Origin of the sequence: Colwellia sp. E2M01 (genome assembly GCF_018860585.1) — a bacterium.
Classification (GTDB): domain Bacteria; phylum Pseudomonadota; class Gammaproteobacteria; order Enterobacterales; family Alteromonadaceae; genus Colwellia.
Genome location: NZ_JAHKPR010000082.1, coordinates 86,634 through 101,496 on the forward strand (window position 1 = coordinate 86,634; position 14,863 = coordinate 101,496).

At 36.7% G+C, this 14,863-nt stretch carries 16 protein-coding genes; 7 read left to right on the plus strand and 9 right to left on the minus strand.

What is annotated here, in order from left to right; genetic code table 11:
- Window positions 1–134: 134 nt before the first annotated feature.
- Window positions 135–1,112: an aldo/keto reductase gene (locus KO502_RS15920; protein WP_216023558.1), complete on the minus strand. Its 978-nt coding sequence runs from the start codon at window positions 1,110–1,112 to the stop codon at window positions 135–137.
- A gap of 229 nt (window positions 1,113–1,341) precedes the next feature.
- On the opposite strand from KO502_RS15920, the gene KO502_RS15925 reads away from it, so the two are divergent.
- Entirely contained in the window at window positions 1,342–2,229 is an 888-nt protein-coding gene (locus KO502_RS15925; protein WP_216023559.1) for a LysR family transcriptional regulator, read from the plus strand.
- Between the two features lie 22 nt (window positions 2,230–2,251).
- Here KO502_RS15925 and KO502_RS15930 read toward each other — a convergent pair whose 3' ends face one another.
- The 6 genes from KO502_RS15930 to KO502_RS15955 form a co-directional block, all read right to left on the minus strand.
- Window positions 2,252–2,725 (minus strand): hypothetical protein, encoded by a 474-nt coding sequence (locus tag KO502_RS15930; RefSeq protein ID WP_216023560.1) that lies wholly within the window; start codon window positions 2,723–2,725, stop codon window positions 2,252–2,254.
- 102 nt (window positions 2,726–2,827) lie between these two features.
- On the minus strand, window positions 2,828–3,505 hold the full coding sequence (locus tag KO502_RS15935; protein WP_216023561.1) for a 2OG-Fe(II) oxygenase: 678 nt from the start codon (window positions 3,503–3,505) through the stop codon (window positions 2,828–2,830).
- A gap of 269 nt (window positions 3,506–3,774) precedes the next feature.
- Window positions 3,775–5,670: a gamma-glutamyltransferase gene (gene ggt / locus KO502_RS15940; protein ID WP_216023562.1), complete on the minus strand. Its 1,896-nt coding sequence runs from the start codon at window positions 5,668–5,670 to the stop codon at window positions 3,775–3,777.
- Window positions 5,671–5,728: 58 nt separating this feature from the next.
- The gene (locus KO502_RS15945; protein WP_216023563.1) at window positions 5,729–5,950 is read right to left on the minus strand and encodes a (2Fe-2S)-binding protein; all 222 of its coding nucleotides are present in this window, start codon (window positions 5,948–5,950) and stop codon (window positions 5,729–5,731) included.
- Window positions 5,951–5,995: 45 nt separating this feature from the next.
- Window positions 5,996–7,231, minus strand: a complete 1,236-nt coding sequence (locus KO502_RS15950) for a cation:proton antiporter (protein ID WP_216023564.1) — start codon at window positions 7,229–7,231, stop codon at window positions 5,996–5,998.
- 99 nt (window positions 7,232–7,330) lie between these two features.
- Window positions 7,331–7,885 (minus strand): hypothetical protein, encoded by a 555-nt coding sequence (locus KO502_RS15955; RefSeq protein ID WP_216023565.1) that lies wholly within the window; start codon window positions 7,883–7,885, stop codon window positions 7,331–7,333.
- 134 nt (window positions 7,886–8,019) lie between these two features.
- On the opposite strand from KO502_RS15955, the gene KO502_RS15960 reads away from it, so the two are divergent.
- From KO502_RS15960 to KO502_RS15975, 4 genes are all read left to right on the plus strand, one after another.
- Complete coding sequence (locus KO502_RS15960) at window positions 8,020–8,742, plus strand: sulfite exporter TauE/SafE family protein (protein WP_216023566.1); 723 nt, start codon at window positions 8,020–8,022, stop codon at window positions 8,740–8,742.
- Window positions 8,743–8,923: 181 nt separating this feature from the next.
- On the plus strand, window positions 8,924–10,267 hold the full coding sequence (locus KO502_RS15965) for a 5-methyltetrahydrofolate--homocysteine methyltransferase (RefSeq protein WP_216023567.1): 1,344 nt from the start codon (window positions 8,924–8,926) through the stop codon (window positions 10,265–10,267).
- Between the two features lie 181 nt (window positions 10,268–10,448).
- Complete coding sequence (locus KO502_RS15970; RefSeq protein WP_216023568.1) at window positions 10,449–10,913, plus strand: transcriptional repressor; 465 nt, start codon at window positions 10,449–10,451, stop codon at window positions 10,911–10,913.
- Window positions 10,914–10,943: 30 nt separating this feature from the next.
- Window positions 10,944–12,146, plus strand: a complete 1,203-nt coding sequence (locus KO502_RS15975; protein ID WP_216023569.1) for a GTP-binding protein — start codon at window positions 10,944–10,946, stop codon at window positions 12,144–12,146.
- A gap of 63 nt (window positions 12,147–12,209) precedes the next feature.
- Here KO502_RS15975 and KO502_RS15980 read toward each other — a convergent pair whose 3' ends face one another.
- A complete protein-coding gene (locus KO502_RS15980) occupies window positions 12,210–12,626 on the minus strand; it encodes a MarR family transcriptional regulator (protein WP_216023570.1) in 417 nt (138 codons plus the stop codon).
- A 136-nt stretch (window positions 12,627–12,762) separates the two neighbouring features.
- Here KO502_RS15980 and KO502_RS15985 point away from each other — a divergent pair, with 136 nt between their 5' ends.
- Entirely contained in the window at window positions 12,763–13,209 is a 447-nt protein-coding gene (locus tag KO502_RS15985; RefSeq protein ID WP_216023571.1) for a DUF2798 domain-containing protein, read from the plus strand.
- A gap of 65 nt (window positions 13,210–13,274) precedes the next feature.
- On the plus strand, window positions 13,275–14,000 hold the full coding sequence (locus KO502_RS15990) for a siderophore-interacting protein (RefSeq protein WP_216023572.1): 726 nt from the start codon (window positions 13,275–13,277) through the stop codon (window positions 13,998–14,000).
- An 82-nt stretch (window positions 14,001–14,082) separates the two neighbouring features.
- Here the strand turns inward: KO502_RS15990 and KO502_RS15995 are convergent, their stop codons facing one another.
- Entirely contained in the window at window positions 14,083–14,682 is a 600-nt protein-coding gene (locus tag KO502_RS15995; protein WP_216023573.1) for a YceI family protein, read from the minus strand.
- Window positions 14,683–14,863: the final 181 nt, after the last annotated feature.

Genomic DNA, 14,863 nt, shown 5'->3' on the forward strand with positions numbered 1-14,863 from the left:
TGTTATTGCACATCGAACATAGCTCTGAGTTGGGAAGAAATTTAATCAGATTGGTATAAAACAAATAATCCTACCGAGTACTGCTTAGGATTATTTGTTGTAATCATAGTATACAAAAGCTTAATAGCGATTTGTTACGGTAAAGCATGCCCTCTAGCACTCAACCATAACGCATACCAATGTTCTCTAGTTAAGGTAAGATTATCAACCTCTGCACAGGCTTTTATACGCTCAACATTCGTTGTACCAATCACAGGTTGAATATTAGCAGGGTGACGCTTTAACCAAGCTAACACTATCGCTTCTTTGCTAACTTGGTATTCAGCCGCTAATTTACCGACTAACTCCGCTGTTCTTTGCACAGGTAACGCTTGTTGCGAAATATCACGCCCTGTAAATATCCCCTGACTTAAGCAGCCCCAGGATTGCAGTTGAATGTTATTCTGGCGGCAATACTCTAGTGTTCCTGCGCCATAATTAACCACTGGTTCCCCCGAATTACCTGAGGTTACGCCCTCTTCTAACCAAGCTAAATGGCTTAAACTTAATTCAACTTGGTTAACCACTAGTGGCTGAGATAATGCTGATGATAAATAGGCCATTTGATGCTGCTGCATGTTAGAAACACCAAAACTTTTCACCTTGCCACTGGCAATTAAGCTGTCAAAGGCTTCTGCGATTAACTCCGGTTCCATCAATGGATCGGGTCTGTGTAGCATAAGAATATCTAATTGTTCGATGTTTAATCGAGATAAGCTATTTTCAACTGAATGGGTGATCCACTCAGGGGAGCTATCGTAACGCTGTGGATTTTCGCTATCCGCAAAGCGAATACCACATTTTGATTGAATAGCAATTAAGTCACGTAGTTCTGGACGTGCTTTTAACACCTCTCCAAACACTTGCTCAGCTTTACCTAAATTATAAATATCTGCGTGATCAAACAAGGTAATATTGGCATCAAGAGCGGTATCAACCACATCATGCGCCTGTTGTATTTGCGCTGCGGTAATTGGGTTGTTATCCCAAGTGCCGCCTAAGCCCATACAACCAAAAACAAGCGAACTATTATTGTTGATCATTTTGCTTAGCGGGTATTTGTTATCACTCATTAATCTTGTCCTTTTTATTTATGCGGTATATTTAACCTGCGCTCGGTTTAATAAATGTTTCTCTGGATGCTATTCTTCAACAAAACATTAGCAATTAAAATATGACAAAAAAATAATCATTGTTTAGTATAAAATACAATACCTATTTTTACTGCCTGACTACAACTCATTCAGCGAGTCGCTACACAATGGTTTCGCTTAAAAATTAAGTCTCTATGGAATAAGTTTAATGATGAAAGAACATAAAAAACTTGAACGTTTAATGCTATTTAGTGAAGTGGCTGAGCATTTAAGCTTTACCGTTGCGGCAGAAAAGTTGAACATCTCACGTGGACACCTTTCCAGTCAAATCAGACGTTTAGAGAAAGATATGCAAATGGCATTATTGATTCGATCAACAAGAAGTGTCCGCTTAACACCTGAAGGTGAGAGCGTACTTAACGGCATGAATAAAATCCGTCATGATTTGCTCGAATTAGAAAGAAGCGCCGAACAGGAAGTAAATAAAATAAAAGGCAGGATAAAAATCACTGCGCCTGCAGGTTTTGCAGAACGGTATTTATTTGATATTTTTTCAAAGTTCAAGCAAATTCATCCTGCTATTGAGTTCTCGATTAACTGCAGTTACACCCGATTTGATTTAAACAGAAGTGATTTTGATTTAGCTTTTCGAGCCACGAATGAGCCTCCGCAGAATATGATAGCTAAGCTATTAATGTCTTATCAGCATTGTTGCTGCGCTTCACCGACATATTTTTTGCAAAATGGAATACCAAAGTCACCGACAGATTTAATAAATCATCAATGTTTAAAAGGTGATGAACAGCCAACATGGGCTTTTCAGCAAGGTGATATTCCAACACAAGGATGGTTAGAAGTTAATGATAATAATATGCTAAAAGAACTCGCGCTAAGCGATAAAGGGATTATTAGAGTAGCTAAATATTTAGTTGATCGAGAAATAGTCTTAGGTAAGCTACAACCGATATTTGAAGATAAAATGCCAAAAGGATCAATGATTTATATCATACACCCACAACTTATTCATCAGTCAAAGCGATTATCTACTTTTCTCGAATTTACTCGACAATACTTTAATCAGATAATGACGAGTTAAAAAGTATATTCAAAAATTCAATTTAGATATCGGTTATATGAATTAAAAAGTAAGTTGGCCAAATTTCTCTGACTTCCGCTTCCCAAATTGGATCCGCTTTACCGTTAGGCGATTGTAATAACCAATACCTTGCCCAAGTTCGCACCACTTTACCTGACTTACTTAATTTTAACGGTGAAAATCGGCGCTGATAACTATTACCGTTATACTCGACAATAGTATTATTTTTGGCTCGTTTATGGAGAAAATCTAAAGCGATGCTGATCACTTCAACTTGTGACAAAGCCAACAAACCTTGTTTTTTTAAGCAAGCAAGTATCTCCGCTTTTTTTACACTCATCTGCATATACTCATCAATATGCGGAGTATAAACCATACCCGTTAAGCCATAAATAGATCGACGCTCTCGGTCTGCTAAGTCTTTTAACGGCGCAATTTTTTGATTAATATCATAAAGCTCGCTGATATTGTGAAGTTTCGGAGGCAGTTTAGCCACTAATGACACTCACTTATTATTTACTTAAAAAGATAGATGTATTTACTGGTTCAATACATTCATTTAATGTCTTCATTGCTGCTTGAGCTAACTCGGTGGAAACTAACGCGGAGGATCAATATTATTAGCAATACTATTATTTAAACGGAACCAGCCCGCAATAGAATATCGGTCACGCTTTGCTGGTAATACCTCATGAGGAAACTCTTCGCTTAAAAAAACCACTATCGTGCCAAAATTAGGAACAACCGTGACTTTTCTATTATCAATCACCGCTGAAGCCGGTAGGTTTTTATCATAAATCACTAACTCACCACCATCAGACGGCACCCAATTTTGATTCAGATATACCACAACCGATAAAATGCGATTGTCTTCACCTTTAAATGCATCTTTATGGGTTTTATAAAAATCACCTTTAGCATAATGAGCAAAATGACTTTCAAAAGAAAATAAGCCTAAGAACAGGTGTTTATTTAAATAAACTCGTAACGAGTCGGCCCAGTCAATCCATGCGCAACTCGCCGCTCCTTGGTATGTTATCCAACTGATCTCATCAGTCCGAATAAAATCGTTAACAACCAGATCTTTACTACGACCTACACCAGCACGTTTAAATTTTTCGCTAGATAGCTCAAGGATATGTTGTGATAACAGTAACGCTAAATTCTCAGGTAAAGCATAAGGACGAATACTATAGCCCTTTTCAATAATATCATCGGATATCGATTCAAACAGCGCGGTGTCATCACCAGAATCAAGTACTTGTACTAAGCTCAATTACATTCTGCCTTAGCGGATAAAACTAACATTTTTATATAGCCGTTATCATTCAAGATGCATGTTTCAGAGCACTTTGAATGGTAACAGGTATAGATCATGTAAAGGATAAATAATAGCGCATAATACCATTTAAAATTGGCAAGAGTATAGCGATAAAATAGGCATTAACAGGGATAAAATAATCTCTTTGTCACTGCATTATCATGCTCAGTAAATCGGTCATCAATACGCTATAAAAACCTCTATTCACTTAACGTAAAACCGTATTATTTAGTCGCTTTTTTATCAAGAACATCTACCGCAATTGCTGCTGCACCTGGTCTGCGAGGGTCTGCCGCGCCTAAGAATAAACCGTTGAATTTCATAATACTTTGTAAACTACCTTGGGTGCTTGATTTTTTAACTGTGTAACCCCGGGCTTTTAGTAAGTCGACCGTATCTGCGGGTACATCTCTTTCAACATACAAAATATCAGGCTGCCATTGATGATGTGCTCTTGGTGCTATCGTCGCTTCCAAAATATTCATGTCGTAATATAAAACATTAACCAACTGCTGAAACACTGCGGTAATTATTTTACTGCCGCCCGGCGTACCCGTGGCAAGATAGGGTTCACCGTCTTTTAAAACAATAGTCGGTGTCATAGAGCTTAATGGACGCTTGTTCGCTTCAATGCTATTGGCTTTACCACCAATTAACCCGTAGCTGTTAGGGCTACCTGGTTTTACCGAAAAATCATCCATAGTATTGTTTAATAAAATTCCGGTACCTGGAACCACAATACCGCTGCCATAATAATGATTTAAGGTGTAAGTATTACTCACTACATTACCGGCATCATCCATTACCGAAAAGTGAGTTGTATCAGGGCTTTCATATTTACTTGGCTCACCCTCTTTTATTTCTGTTGAAGGTGTTACTTTGTGACTACCAATATTTTTAGCAAGCGCTTGCGCGTATTCTTTGCTCGTTAAACCTGAGCTTGGTACGTCAACAAAGGCAGGATCACCCAAGAAAGTACTCCTGTCCGCATAAGCACGTTTGAATATTTCAGCTTGTAGTTGAATTAAGGCCGCAGAGCCTTGTTTAATATCACTTAAATCAAATGTTTCCAGTATATTTAACATTTGAATGAGATGAACACCACCTGAGCTTGGTGGCGGCATAGTTAAAATTTCAAAGCCATTAAAGGTGCCTCGAATTGGCGCTACCTCATTAACTTTATAATCCGTTAAGTCTTTTGCAGTAATAAGGCCACCGCCCTGCTCCATTGCCGCAACCATTTTTTTGGCAATATCACCTTGATAAAATCCTGCTGCGCCCTGCTTTTGTAAATAGGCTAATGAGTCAGCCAAGTCGGTTTGAATTAACATGTCACCGGCTTGATAAGCTTGGCAATTGTCTTTTAAAAAAACCTTACATGTTTCAGGATTGCTTGCTAATAAATCTAACTCTCGATTCAATAAAAGCTCCATATCATCATCAACAACAAATCCATTACGGGCGATTTTTTCTGCTGGTTTTATTATCTCTGACCATGACATAGTTCCATATTTTTCAAGAGCATAATGCAAGCCCGCAACCGTACCCGGTACACCTGAAGCCGACAATGTTGTTAATGATTTATCAATAACCGGATTACCATTTTCATCAAGAAATACATCTTTATAAGCTAACGCTGGCGCTGTCTCTCGGTAATCTATCGCAATAGTTTTATCTTGGTCTGCCAAGTGCACTAACATAAAACCACCGCCGCCTAAATTACCCGCTCGTGGTAAAACAACAGATAAGGTAAAGCCAACAGCAACAGCGGCATCAACCGCATTACCACCTTGGCGAAGAATATCGGCTCCTACTTCACTGGCAATACGCTTTTGACTAACCACCATACCTTTTCTACCAATAACAGGATGTGATATGTCCCTGTAACTAACTGGCTTCCAAACCCGTGGTAAATCAACAGTTATAATTTCTTCTGGAACTGTGGCTACGGGTGCAGGTGTAATTATTGGAGGAAATGCAGGTATACTCGCAAAACTATGGGTTGTGATAAGCGCCAGCATACAACTGGTTAATTTTAAGCCTGAGTTGTGCGCTTTTTTTGTTATAGCAGCACTTAAGGAAAAGTGTTTTTGAATGGCATTTATAACATTATATTTCATCGTGATTCCATTTGATTAACAGAAGAAATTACTCTGCTAAGCTATTATATTAACAGAATTATTTATCCTGCGGCTGATCATTATACTGTATTGTACTTGCTGCTACTAAGGCATCAACATGGTCTTGGCATTCACCACAACGTGGTAAAGTGTCATTGTATTGCATGATTTCATTATACTCGTCTTCACCTTCAACAATTGCTTGTTGAATTTGATAAAGATACAAGTCACTGCATGTACAAACTAATGTTGGATCTTGTGCTTTTCTATCTGCATCCATTTATTAGCTTCTTATAAACATTGGGAGATAAGCCCTAATTGTCACTTACTCTTCATTGTCCTTGTGATTCTTAGTATACCAATTAACAAACGGCTGAGCCGTTATGCCATGCGCAATAATACTTATAAATACAGTGATCATTACCGTCGCATATAGTGTTTCAAATCCAGGAATTTCACCCACTTCATGTAATACAATAAGTACGTATAAAATAGACGCAATACCACGAGGTCCAAACCAAGCAATAAACGCTAAACTTGATAAATCTAATTTAACACCGTCTAGCTTTGCGCCTATCAACGATATCATTACTGGTAACATGCGTACAACAGTTAGGCTTAATAAGGCATATATAACCACTTGTATAGTTACATATTCAACGACTTGTGGCACAAAGGCTAGACCAAACAAAAAGAAGCTGATCAACACTAATAACTCACCCTCACTTTCGGCGAAATCTTCAATATGATCACGTGCATGGTTACTTGTATTACCCACCAAGAGCCCCGCAAAAAATGCCGCAATAAAACCATTACCTTGAAAGTTTTCAGCCAGATAAAACGCTAAAATAGCGAGTGCAATAGGAATGAGGTTTTGATAGCTGTCTACCATCCAGTTTTTATTAAGACTAAATACTGATATTTTAGCGCCAATATAACCAATACTTGCGCCAACCAATGCGCCAAAACCTACCTGTTTTAAAACATAGCTAAGCCAAGCAGAGTCACCGGCATCAGTTTTATTAAAGTCACTAACAATCAGTACCAATACTGTGATCACTAAAGGAAAAATAATACCGTCATTAAGACCACTTTCTACATTAATACTTGAGCGTATTCCTTTCGGTACTTTAATATCTGTGACCACGGCTTTACCTAAAGCAGCGTCGGTAGGTGTTAATAATAAAGCTAGTAGTAACATATACATGGCAGGCTCTTCTGGGAAAACAAACTGAGCAGCAGCAGTGCCAAAAATAATTGTCAATGGTAAACCAACCACCAATAAACGCGTGGGCAACTTCCACGATTGACGTAATAATTTTAAATCTAACAACGCAGCATCACTAAAAAGCACTAGAACCAAAGCAATTTCAACTACAATGGTTACAAACTCTGCATCAACATCTACGTCACTAAAATTAATACCTAAAGGTGATAAAAATAAACCTACGCCAGCAAAAAACATTGGTCCTGAAATATTAATTGCGGTTAAAGCTTTAGAAATATAACCGTACAACAAAACTAATAATGCGACTGTTAAAATAATAATATGTTCGTTCATAAAGACTCTTTTTTACTCAAAATATGGCTTCTTAAAAATATGGTTTATGCAAAATAAAGTACGATTTAAATTAATCAGAAAACCGTCTAAATATCGCCTTTACTGTGCAAAATAACGATCTATTTTTTCAAATAATTTTCTTAACTCTTCACGACTAGGCTGTAAAAAGTTATTAATTTCACCAACAACCTCAGCACTTGACTCTTTAACCGTTTTCCAAGCCTCGTCAGCTATTAGGGTAGAGTCAGCTTTAGCCTCTTCCATACATATATTAAAATCAAACGATAAGTTAGTATTATATAAAATATTTTCTTCGTTAATTAACTCGCGTTTCTGTTCGCAATACTCATTAAGTTCAATATAAGTGAGTGTACCCACAACCGCCACAGTACCAATGGTTACAGCAGAAAGAGCAATAGCTCCTACTTTTTTACCTGTGCGTTTAGCAAATTTTTTAGTTGCTTTAGTCTTTTTAGACTGATGATTAGCTTTTAATTTATTTACTGCTTGCTGTGACGCTTTTAATGAAGATAATTCTGCAAGTGGCACCGCTGCGTAACCTAGCACACCCAATAAACTACTCATAAATAATTTACCAATAAGTAATAAGCTAGCGGTAGTTATTGTGAATGTTGAAAGAACTGACTTAATCATCAGTGTTTTCTCCTTGTGTAATAGAAACGATTAATACGACATCGATTTAGAGTAATTACCCTACCCAGTAGATACTGTTAAGTGTTAGAATACCCCTATCAATAACGTTATAGCCAAAAGCAGCAACATAAATAATGGAATACACCTTACTTAGCATTCTTTTGATTAATGTTATCGTCTTAATAGGTAGTTTACTACAGGGGTTAATAGGTTATGGTGTGGGTATGTTTTGCGCTCCACTACTTTTTCTAATTAGCCCAACATTAGTCCCCGCACCATTAATATTAATTTCCACTATTATAACCGTTGTTATGATGATGCGAGATAGAGAACACTTGCAATTTAAACAAGTTTCATGGGCAATGACCGGTGGTTTTTTCGGAGTATTAGCGGCAGGGCTTGTACTTAAAGTTACCTCAAAGGAGCAATTTGAACTAGTATTTGCTTTATTAATATTATTTGCAGTATTTATTTCAATTTTAGGTTTTATCCCAAAAGTAAATAATAAAACGAATACTATCGCAGGTTTTACTTCGGGGTTAATGGGCACAATTACGGCAGTTGGCGGGCCGCCAATGGCGCTACTTTATCAACATGGTGATATTAAAAATATTAAGGCGAATCTTACCGCTTTTTTCTTATTCTTAAATATAGTCGCTTTATCCACTCTCGCCTTAGTAGGACAAATAACCTCAAACACCTTTATTGCTGTAGCCATAGCTTTACCGGGTATAGCAATAGGTTTTTATATATCTTCCAAGGCACACCATATTATTAAGCCACACTTAATTAGAAAGTGGATTTTAACCTTATCGGCAATTACCGCGATTATCGCACTAGTTCGAGCCGTGAGTTAACGGACTTGGTATTAACTTCAGAATTCTACTTTAATGTTAATTGTTATTCTTTTAGCGGATTTTATTTCACCACAAAAAGATATGTTGTATCATAACTAAAATTTCAAGATGATCCTTCGTTACCTAAAATCAAGGATTCCCAAAACTTACTACCCCATACTCTTATTAAGGAAAGTAACTAATGAAAAAATCATTTCAATTTAATCTCATTGCAGCATCTGTTGCAACACTACTTCTAGCCGGTTGTAATGACACCGAAGGTACGATAGGAGATCTTACTGAGATTGTTGATGATCATGAGCATGAAGTTGTTGAATTAGAAGGTCGCTTAGCGGTATTGTCTGCTGACAGTGACGAAACTATCTTATTCGGCCTAGATGACGGTGAAATAGTTGATACCTTTTCATTAACCTACGACAGCAATACCTTAACGGCTTCTGCTGATTATCGTTATGCGGTTATTGCAAGTAGAGCAAATGATTACGTTGGTTTTATCGACAGCGGTATTTACCAAGAAGATCATGGCGATCATTTACACCCTTACGAAGAAGCACCAGTAATGCTTGATTTTGAATTAAATGGTAGTAGCCCTACACATATTGTAAAACACGACGGTAACATGACTGTGTTTAACGACGGTAATGCTGATGCGGGTGTTTCAGCATCAGTACAGGTATTAACCGATGCTGATATTAATAGTGGAAGTGTGAATAGCGAACTTAATTACGACATTAACATGCACGGTGTTGCGAAAATACAAGGCGATTACTTATTAAGTACAATTCGTCGCGACGAAGCTGAAACAACATCTGATGGTACATTACCTGATCAAGTTGGCATCTTCCATTTACACGATGGCGAATATGAACAAGAAGGCGTTTTAGAAGAAAACTGCCCAGATTTACACGGCGCCGCACAAAACCATGAATATGTAGCCTTTGGATGTACTGATGGTGTATTAATCGCCCATCCACATGATGATGAATATCATGCAGAAAAAATCGCCAATATTGATGAAGTTGGTACTGCACGTATCGGTAGCCTTTACGGCCATGATGAAAGTGACTCTATGATTGGTGTTGCTTCGGGTATGTTATTCGCAGTTAACCCTGGCGTAGCTTCAATGGAAAAACTTGAATGGCAACTTGCAGACGGTGTTAGTGCAGTATCTTATAGTTTTTCGCATGAAGCTGAATACTTTTTAGTGTTAGATGACGCAGGTTACTTAAATGTACTTAGCGCTCATGATCACGATGGCGAAGCACATTGGGAACTAGAAGGCAGCATCGATATTTCAGAAGAAGATTTATCAACTATGCCTGACGGTTTGTCATTTAGTATGACAGTTGCACAAAACAGTGACTTTGTTTTTATCGCTGATCCTATTGCTAAACATATTCTACAAATAGGTTTAGCTGACATGAGCATCGAAGGCGACATTGAGACAAGCTTTGTACCTAAATCATTAGTGTGGTTAGGTATTGCAGAAGAAGGTCACGATGATGAAGACGGACACGTTCATTAATTTGTTGACCAAGCTTAGTATTTTATAGTTAGTAAACCATAGAGAGACTTCAAATATTACCTTATGGAGTCTCTCTTTTTACATAACTAGGTTAGTTAATTTGTAATAAAGATAATTAGAATACAATGTGAGATACTATATAATAGTTAATTTGCAGCCAACCAATTAGTTTGAGATAACAATGAATAACCTTGATGAAATTATTAATCATGCCGAACAATATTGTACAAAACACGGCACGCGTTTAACACCAAAAAGAAAGCAAGTATTATCATCACTTATTCAATCTCAAAAAGCACTGTCAGCCTACGATTTAATCGACCTGTTCGAGAAAAACTTTGGTGAGAAAATTCCTGCCATGTCGGTTTATAGAATATTAGATTTTCTTGAAACCGAACACCTTGTGCACAAATTAAGTTTAGCTAACAAGTATATTGCTTGCTCACACATTACTTGTGCTCACGACCACGGTGTTCCACAATTTTTAATCTGTGGGACCTGTAATGATGTTAAAGAAATTGCTATTGATAAAGCAACCATTGGTGATCTTAAAAACAATGTTGAAGACGCTGGTTTTCACCTTGTTAGCCCACAATTAGAAATGAACTGTATTTGCCACAGTTGCGCAGCTAAACAAGCTGAATAACTCTTCACGCCTAACAATAAAGCTATTTCTATGCCATCCATCAGCAGTGCTAATAAAAGCCAGAAAATACTCGCGATACCTACACATATTATTACGGGTTTTTTAGGAGTAGGTAAAACCTCAACTATTCTCAACTTATTAGCTAATAAGCCTAGCAATGAACATTGGGCTGTTTTAGTAAACGAATTTGGTGAAATTGGCGTTGATGGTAGCTTGTTGTCTGGCCAATACAGTGAAGAGCAAGGCGTATTTATTAGTGAAGTACCTGGCGGCTGTATGTGCTGTACCGCAGGGGTACCAATGCAAATTACCCTCAACCAATTATTAAAACGCGCTAAACCTGATCGCTTATTTATAGAACCTACAGGACTTGGTCATCCTAAAGAAGTTCTACAAGCGCTCTCTACTCCACATTATAAAGACGTACTGCATTTGCAAAAAACATTAACCTTAGTTGATGCCAGACAATTAACAGATGAGCGCTACACAAGTCACGACATATTCAATCAGCAAATAGCTATTGCCGATGTCATTGTCGGTAATAAGGCTGATCTATATCAGGTCGCTGACAAAGAAAATCTTAATAAATACAGTAAAAAGCACGGCAAAGCTAACGCGCAAATACTGTTTGCACAACAAGGCGAATTACTAAGCTCGACCAAACAAAGTGATGACAAGTTAGCTACACCCATTACTGAAACGCTGATACATTTATTAAGAAACACCGAATCAGCCGCGATACCAAAACCTATTGCAAAATTAGGTTTAATCAAAGGCTTTAGCCAAAATACTATTGAAGTCAGTAATGCAAATATCGTAGCCCAACCTCATAGCATTACTAATAATAGCATCGACAATAAAGATAAAGCTTTTGAAAGTATTGGTTGGTGTTTCCCTAAAACCACAGTATTCAATTACAAGAAATTATATAACCTATTACAAAGTATCGAGGCACAACGCTTAAAAGCGGTTTTTTATACCGATCAAGGTATTTTTGGTTATAACCTTAATGAAGAAAAAGCTAAATCAACGGGAGATACTGAAAAAAATACTGAAGGAAAAATTGAATATATATTAACAGAGGTTACTTTACATAGTGCGCTAGATAGTAGAATTGAAGTTATTATTCACCAGCTAAATACATCACCTCAACTTAAGCAAAGTATGCAAAATCAACAAGAGAATGACATTAAAGAAGCCTTAATGCTTTGTATCATCTCAGAGAAAATATAATCGAAGACAACGCTTAACATAAATTCAGAAAACGAATATTCTTAAAGATTTAAGATTTAAGATTTAAGATTTAAGATTATTTTTAAAGGTTTCTGCGAGATTAATAAAGCGGCTAATTTCTTCAGTAGAAATATCTTTTGCCATCCTTTCAAAAACTTGTTTTTCTATTTTATTAAAAGCATTAATCGCGTCTTGCCCGTTTGGTGACAAAGTTAAAATCTGACTACGTTTGTCATGCTCATTATGCGTTTTTATGACCAAGTCTTGGCTTACCAACTCTTTAATCAATCTATTTATTTGCGCTTTATCTCGCCCCATTACCTCTGCCATTTTTTGACCTGTACATCCTTCAATCATTGAAATAACCTTTAATGACTTTAAATGCATTAACGATAAATCTATCGGTAATAATTTAACTTGCTGGGTAATATTATTACGCACGGTATGCAACAAATTAAATACCGCTTCACTTAATTCCATCTTTAACTCCACCTGTTCATCGATTAGCACGTACTTATTAAAATATTTTATTCAATAAATTATTAAATATATAGTTGACAATGTCAACCATTAGAAATATAGTAGACATTATCAACCATATTCATTGGGCTAACTTATGCAAATAAAATTAAAAAATATACTGGTAGTACTACCTATCATTCTTACATTAATAGGTACCATTACCGGTATTATGACCTATGTAAACTTAACACCAGCACAAGATTTTATCAGTGCGTGGTTAAAGTCATTTGCTTTTGCCTTTGTGGTGATGTTGCCATTAGGGGTATTAATTTTAACGGCTATGTCAAAGTTAATTGATAAGTTTTTTGGCTCCTTAACTTCTTTACAAAAACGACTATTACAAGGTGTGTTAATGGCTATAGTCATGGAATCAATTCTAGCGGTAGTGACCACAACAGTTAATCATGGTTATGAAAGTCACCTGCAATTTATTAATTTAGTTAGCACTAGCTTTATCTATGCGTTACCTGTCGGTCTTGCTTTTTCATGTTTAATGACCTTAATACTACAACCTAAACTGCAACAGTTTCTTGCTCGTTAATGTTAATTAAGCCTTATAAAAGCTGTTGAATTAAAGATAATTAAATAAATTTCTAGGAGTTACAAATGGGACCTAAAATGCGAATGACCACGGTTACTTCAGTTACTGAGTTATCACCACACATGAAACGAATCATAGTAAGTGGTGATGATCTAAAGGATTTTCCAGAAGATAAAAAAAGTGCGCATGTAAAAGCTATTTTTCCTGATCCAAACTCAGCGCATAAAACACCTAAGTTGGGTTTATATTTTGGTTTTAAAAAATGGATGCGCTCATACACAGTTAGAGAATTTAATAAAGAACGCTTAGAGCTTACTTTAGACTTTGCGGTAAATGACCATAAAGGTCTAGCCACTAACTGGGCCGTACAAGCAAAACCAGGTGATAAGCTTGGTATTGCAGGCCCTGGCGAACCCAAACATACAAACCTACAGGAAGATAATCATTTATTTTTTGGTGATATTACTGCCCTGCCTGCTATTGCTGCAACTTTAGAGCAACTGCCCGCGTCGGCTAAAGGTAAAGCATGGATACAAGTGCCAACCGAATTAGATAAACAAAGCTTTATTGCACCTAAAGATATTGAAATAAATTGGCTAGTTACTCCAAATAAACTAACGGATAAGTTTTTAAATGCATTCGCAGCTGAGCCTGAAGATTTAATGCATACTGCTATTTTTATTGCGACTGAAATGAGCATTGTTAAACAGTTGAAACAACACCTTCAAACTCACTGTAATTATGATAAAAAAAAATTATATGCGAGCGCTTATTGGGATATGAAAAAATAATTTGTACATACCAATAAAAATCCGAGCCTAACACTCGGATTTTCATTTTTACTGCATTGTTAAAAGTTACTAAACGCTAACTTTACTTCGCCTGCGTAAAAAGTAAATTAGCGGTAACTGGCACTGCCGTAGCTATAGATGGCAAACCCGCTAACTCACGTAATTTTTCAATACCTGCTAATAACTTAAAATCACCTGCATTAACAATAATTGGTGCTGTTGTTACCGCGGTAACTGTATTGTTATCCACTTTAGTTATTTGAACTTGTGCTGGGTAAGTATGCGTTTCCCCGTGTAATGTTACCGCTAAATCTACCGATTTAACCGTAACAGAGCCCACAGTTAATGACGCTACGCCATCAATTGCGGTAGTAATCGTAGCTAAAGGAAACTTAGTTGTTTCAAATAACTCTTTTTTCATGCGCTCATCACGAATTGCAATCGCAGTAGAAACACTGTTTAAATCAATAGCTACCGTCGCGATATTTTTATCGTTTAATGAGCCGGTTAATTGCTCAAAGTGATGCACTTCAGCAGTTGTATTCTTTTTTATTGAAATAAAATTCACATTCGATTGTTCACTATCAAGTGACCAATCCGCATGCGCCATTGTTGAAAATAAACCGGCTAATAATACCCCGCCAATTTTAGAATAAACGTTATTAGTCCATATGTTTTTCATGATCATACCTTATCGTGTTATCGAGCCATTAATTGAGATTTGTTAAGTAAAACTATTTCGTTGATTTTATAGTAATTTATTTATAAACCTTAGTCATTAATATTCTTTTTCAATTGAATTTCAGCGCATATACAGCAAGTTAATTGTTATACCAATTTGATTAAGTTCTTTCCCACTCAGC

Bases quoted from the DNA above. Each gene is read 5' to 3' on its own strand.
- KO502_RS15920 (WP_216023558.1), bottom strand. From the start codon at position 1,112: ATGAGTGATAACAAATACCCGCTAAGCAAAATGATCAACAATAATAGT.
- KO502_RS15925 (WP_216023559.1), top strand. From the start codon at position 1,342: ATGATGAAAGAACATAAAAAACTTGAACGTTTAATGCTATTTAGTGAA.
- ggt (WP_216023562.1), bottom strand. From the start codon at position 5,670: ATGAAATATAATGTTATAAATGCCATTCAAAAACACTTTTCCTTAAGT.
- KO502_RS15945 (WP_216023563.1), bottom strand. From the start codon at position 5,950: ATGGATGCAGATAGAAAAGCACAAGATCCAACATTAGTTTGTACATGC.
- KO502_RS15950 (WP_216023564.1), bottom strand. From the start codon at position 7,231: ATGAACGAACATATTATTATTTTAACAGTCGCATTATTAGTTTTGTTG.
- KO502_RS15955 (WP_216023565.1), bottom strand. From the start codon at position 7,885: ATGATTAAGTCAGTTCTTTCAACATTCACAATAACTACCGCTAGCTTA.
- KO502_RS15960 (WP_216023566.1), top strand. From the start codon at position 8,020: ATGGAATACACCTTACTTAGCATTCTTTTGATTAATGTTATCGTCTTA.
- KO502_RS15965 (WP_216023567.1), top strand. From the start codon at position 8,924: ATGAAAAAATCATTTCAATTTAATCTCATTGCAGCATCTGTTGCAACA.
- KO502_RS15970 (WP_216023568.1), top strand. From the start codon at position 10,449: ATGAATAACCTTGATGAAATTATTAATCATGCCGAACAATATTGTACA.
- KO502_RS15975 (WP_216023569.1), top strand. From the start codon at position 10,944: ATGCCATCCATCAGCAGTGCTAATAAAAGCCAGAAAATACTCGCGATA.
- KO502_RS15980 (WP_216023570.1), bottom strand. From the start codon at position 12,626: ATGGAATTAAGTGAAGCGGTATTTAATTTGTTGCATACCGTGCGTAAT.
- KO502_RS15985 (WP_216023571.1), top strand. From the start codon at position 12,763: ATGCAAATAAAATTAAAAAATATACTGGTAGTACTACCTATCATTCTT.
- KO502_RS15990 (WP_216023572.1), top strand. From the start codon at position 13,275: ATGGGACCTAAAATGCGAATGACCACGGTTACTTCAGTTACTGAGTTA.
- KO502_RS15995 (WP_216023573.1), bottom strand. From the start codon at position 14,682: ATGAAAAACATATGGACTAATAACGTTTATTCTAAAATTGGCGGGGTA.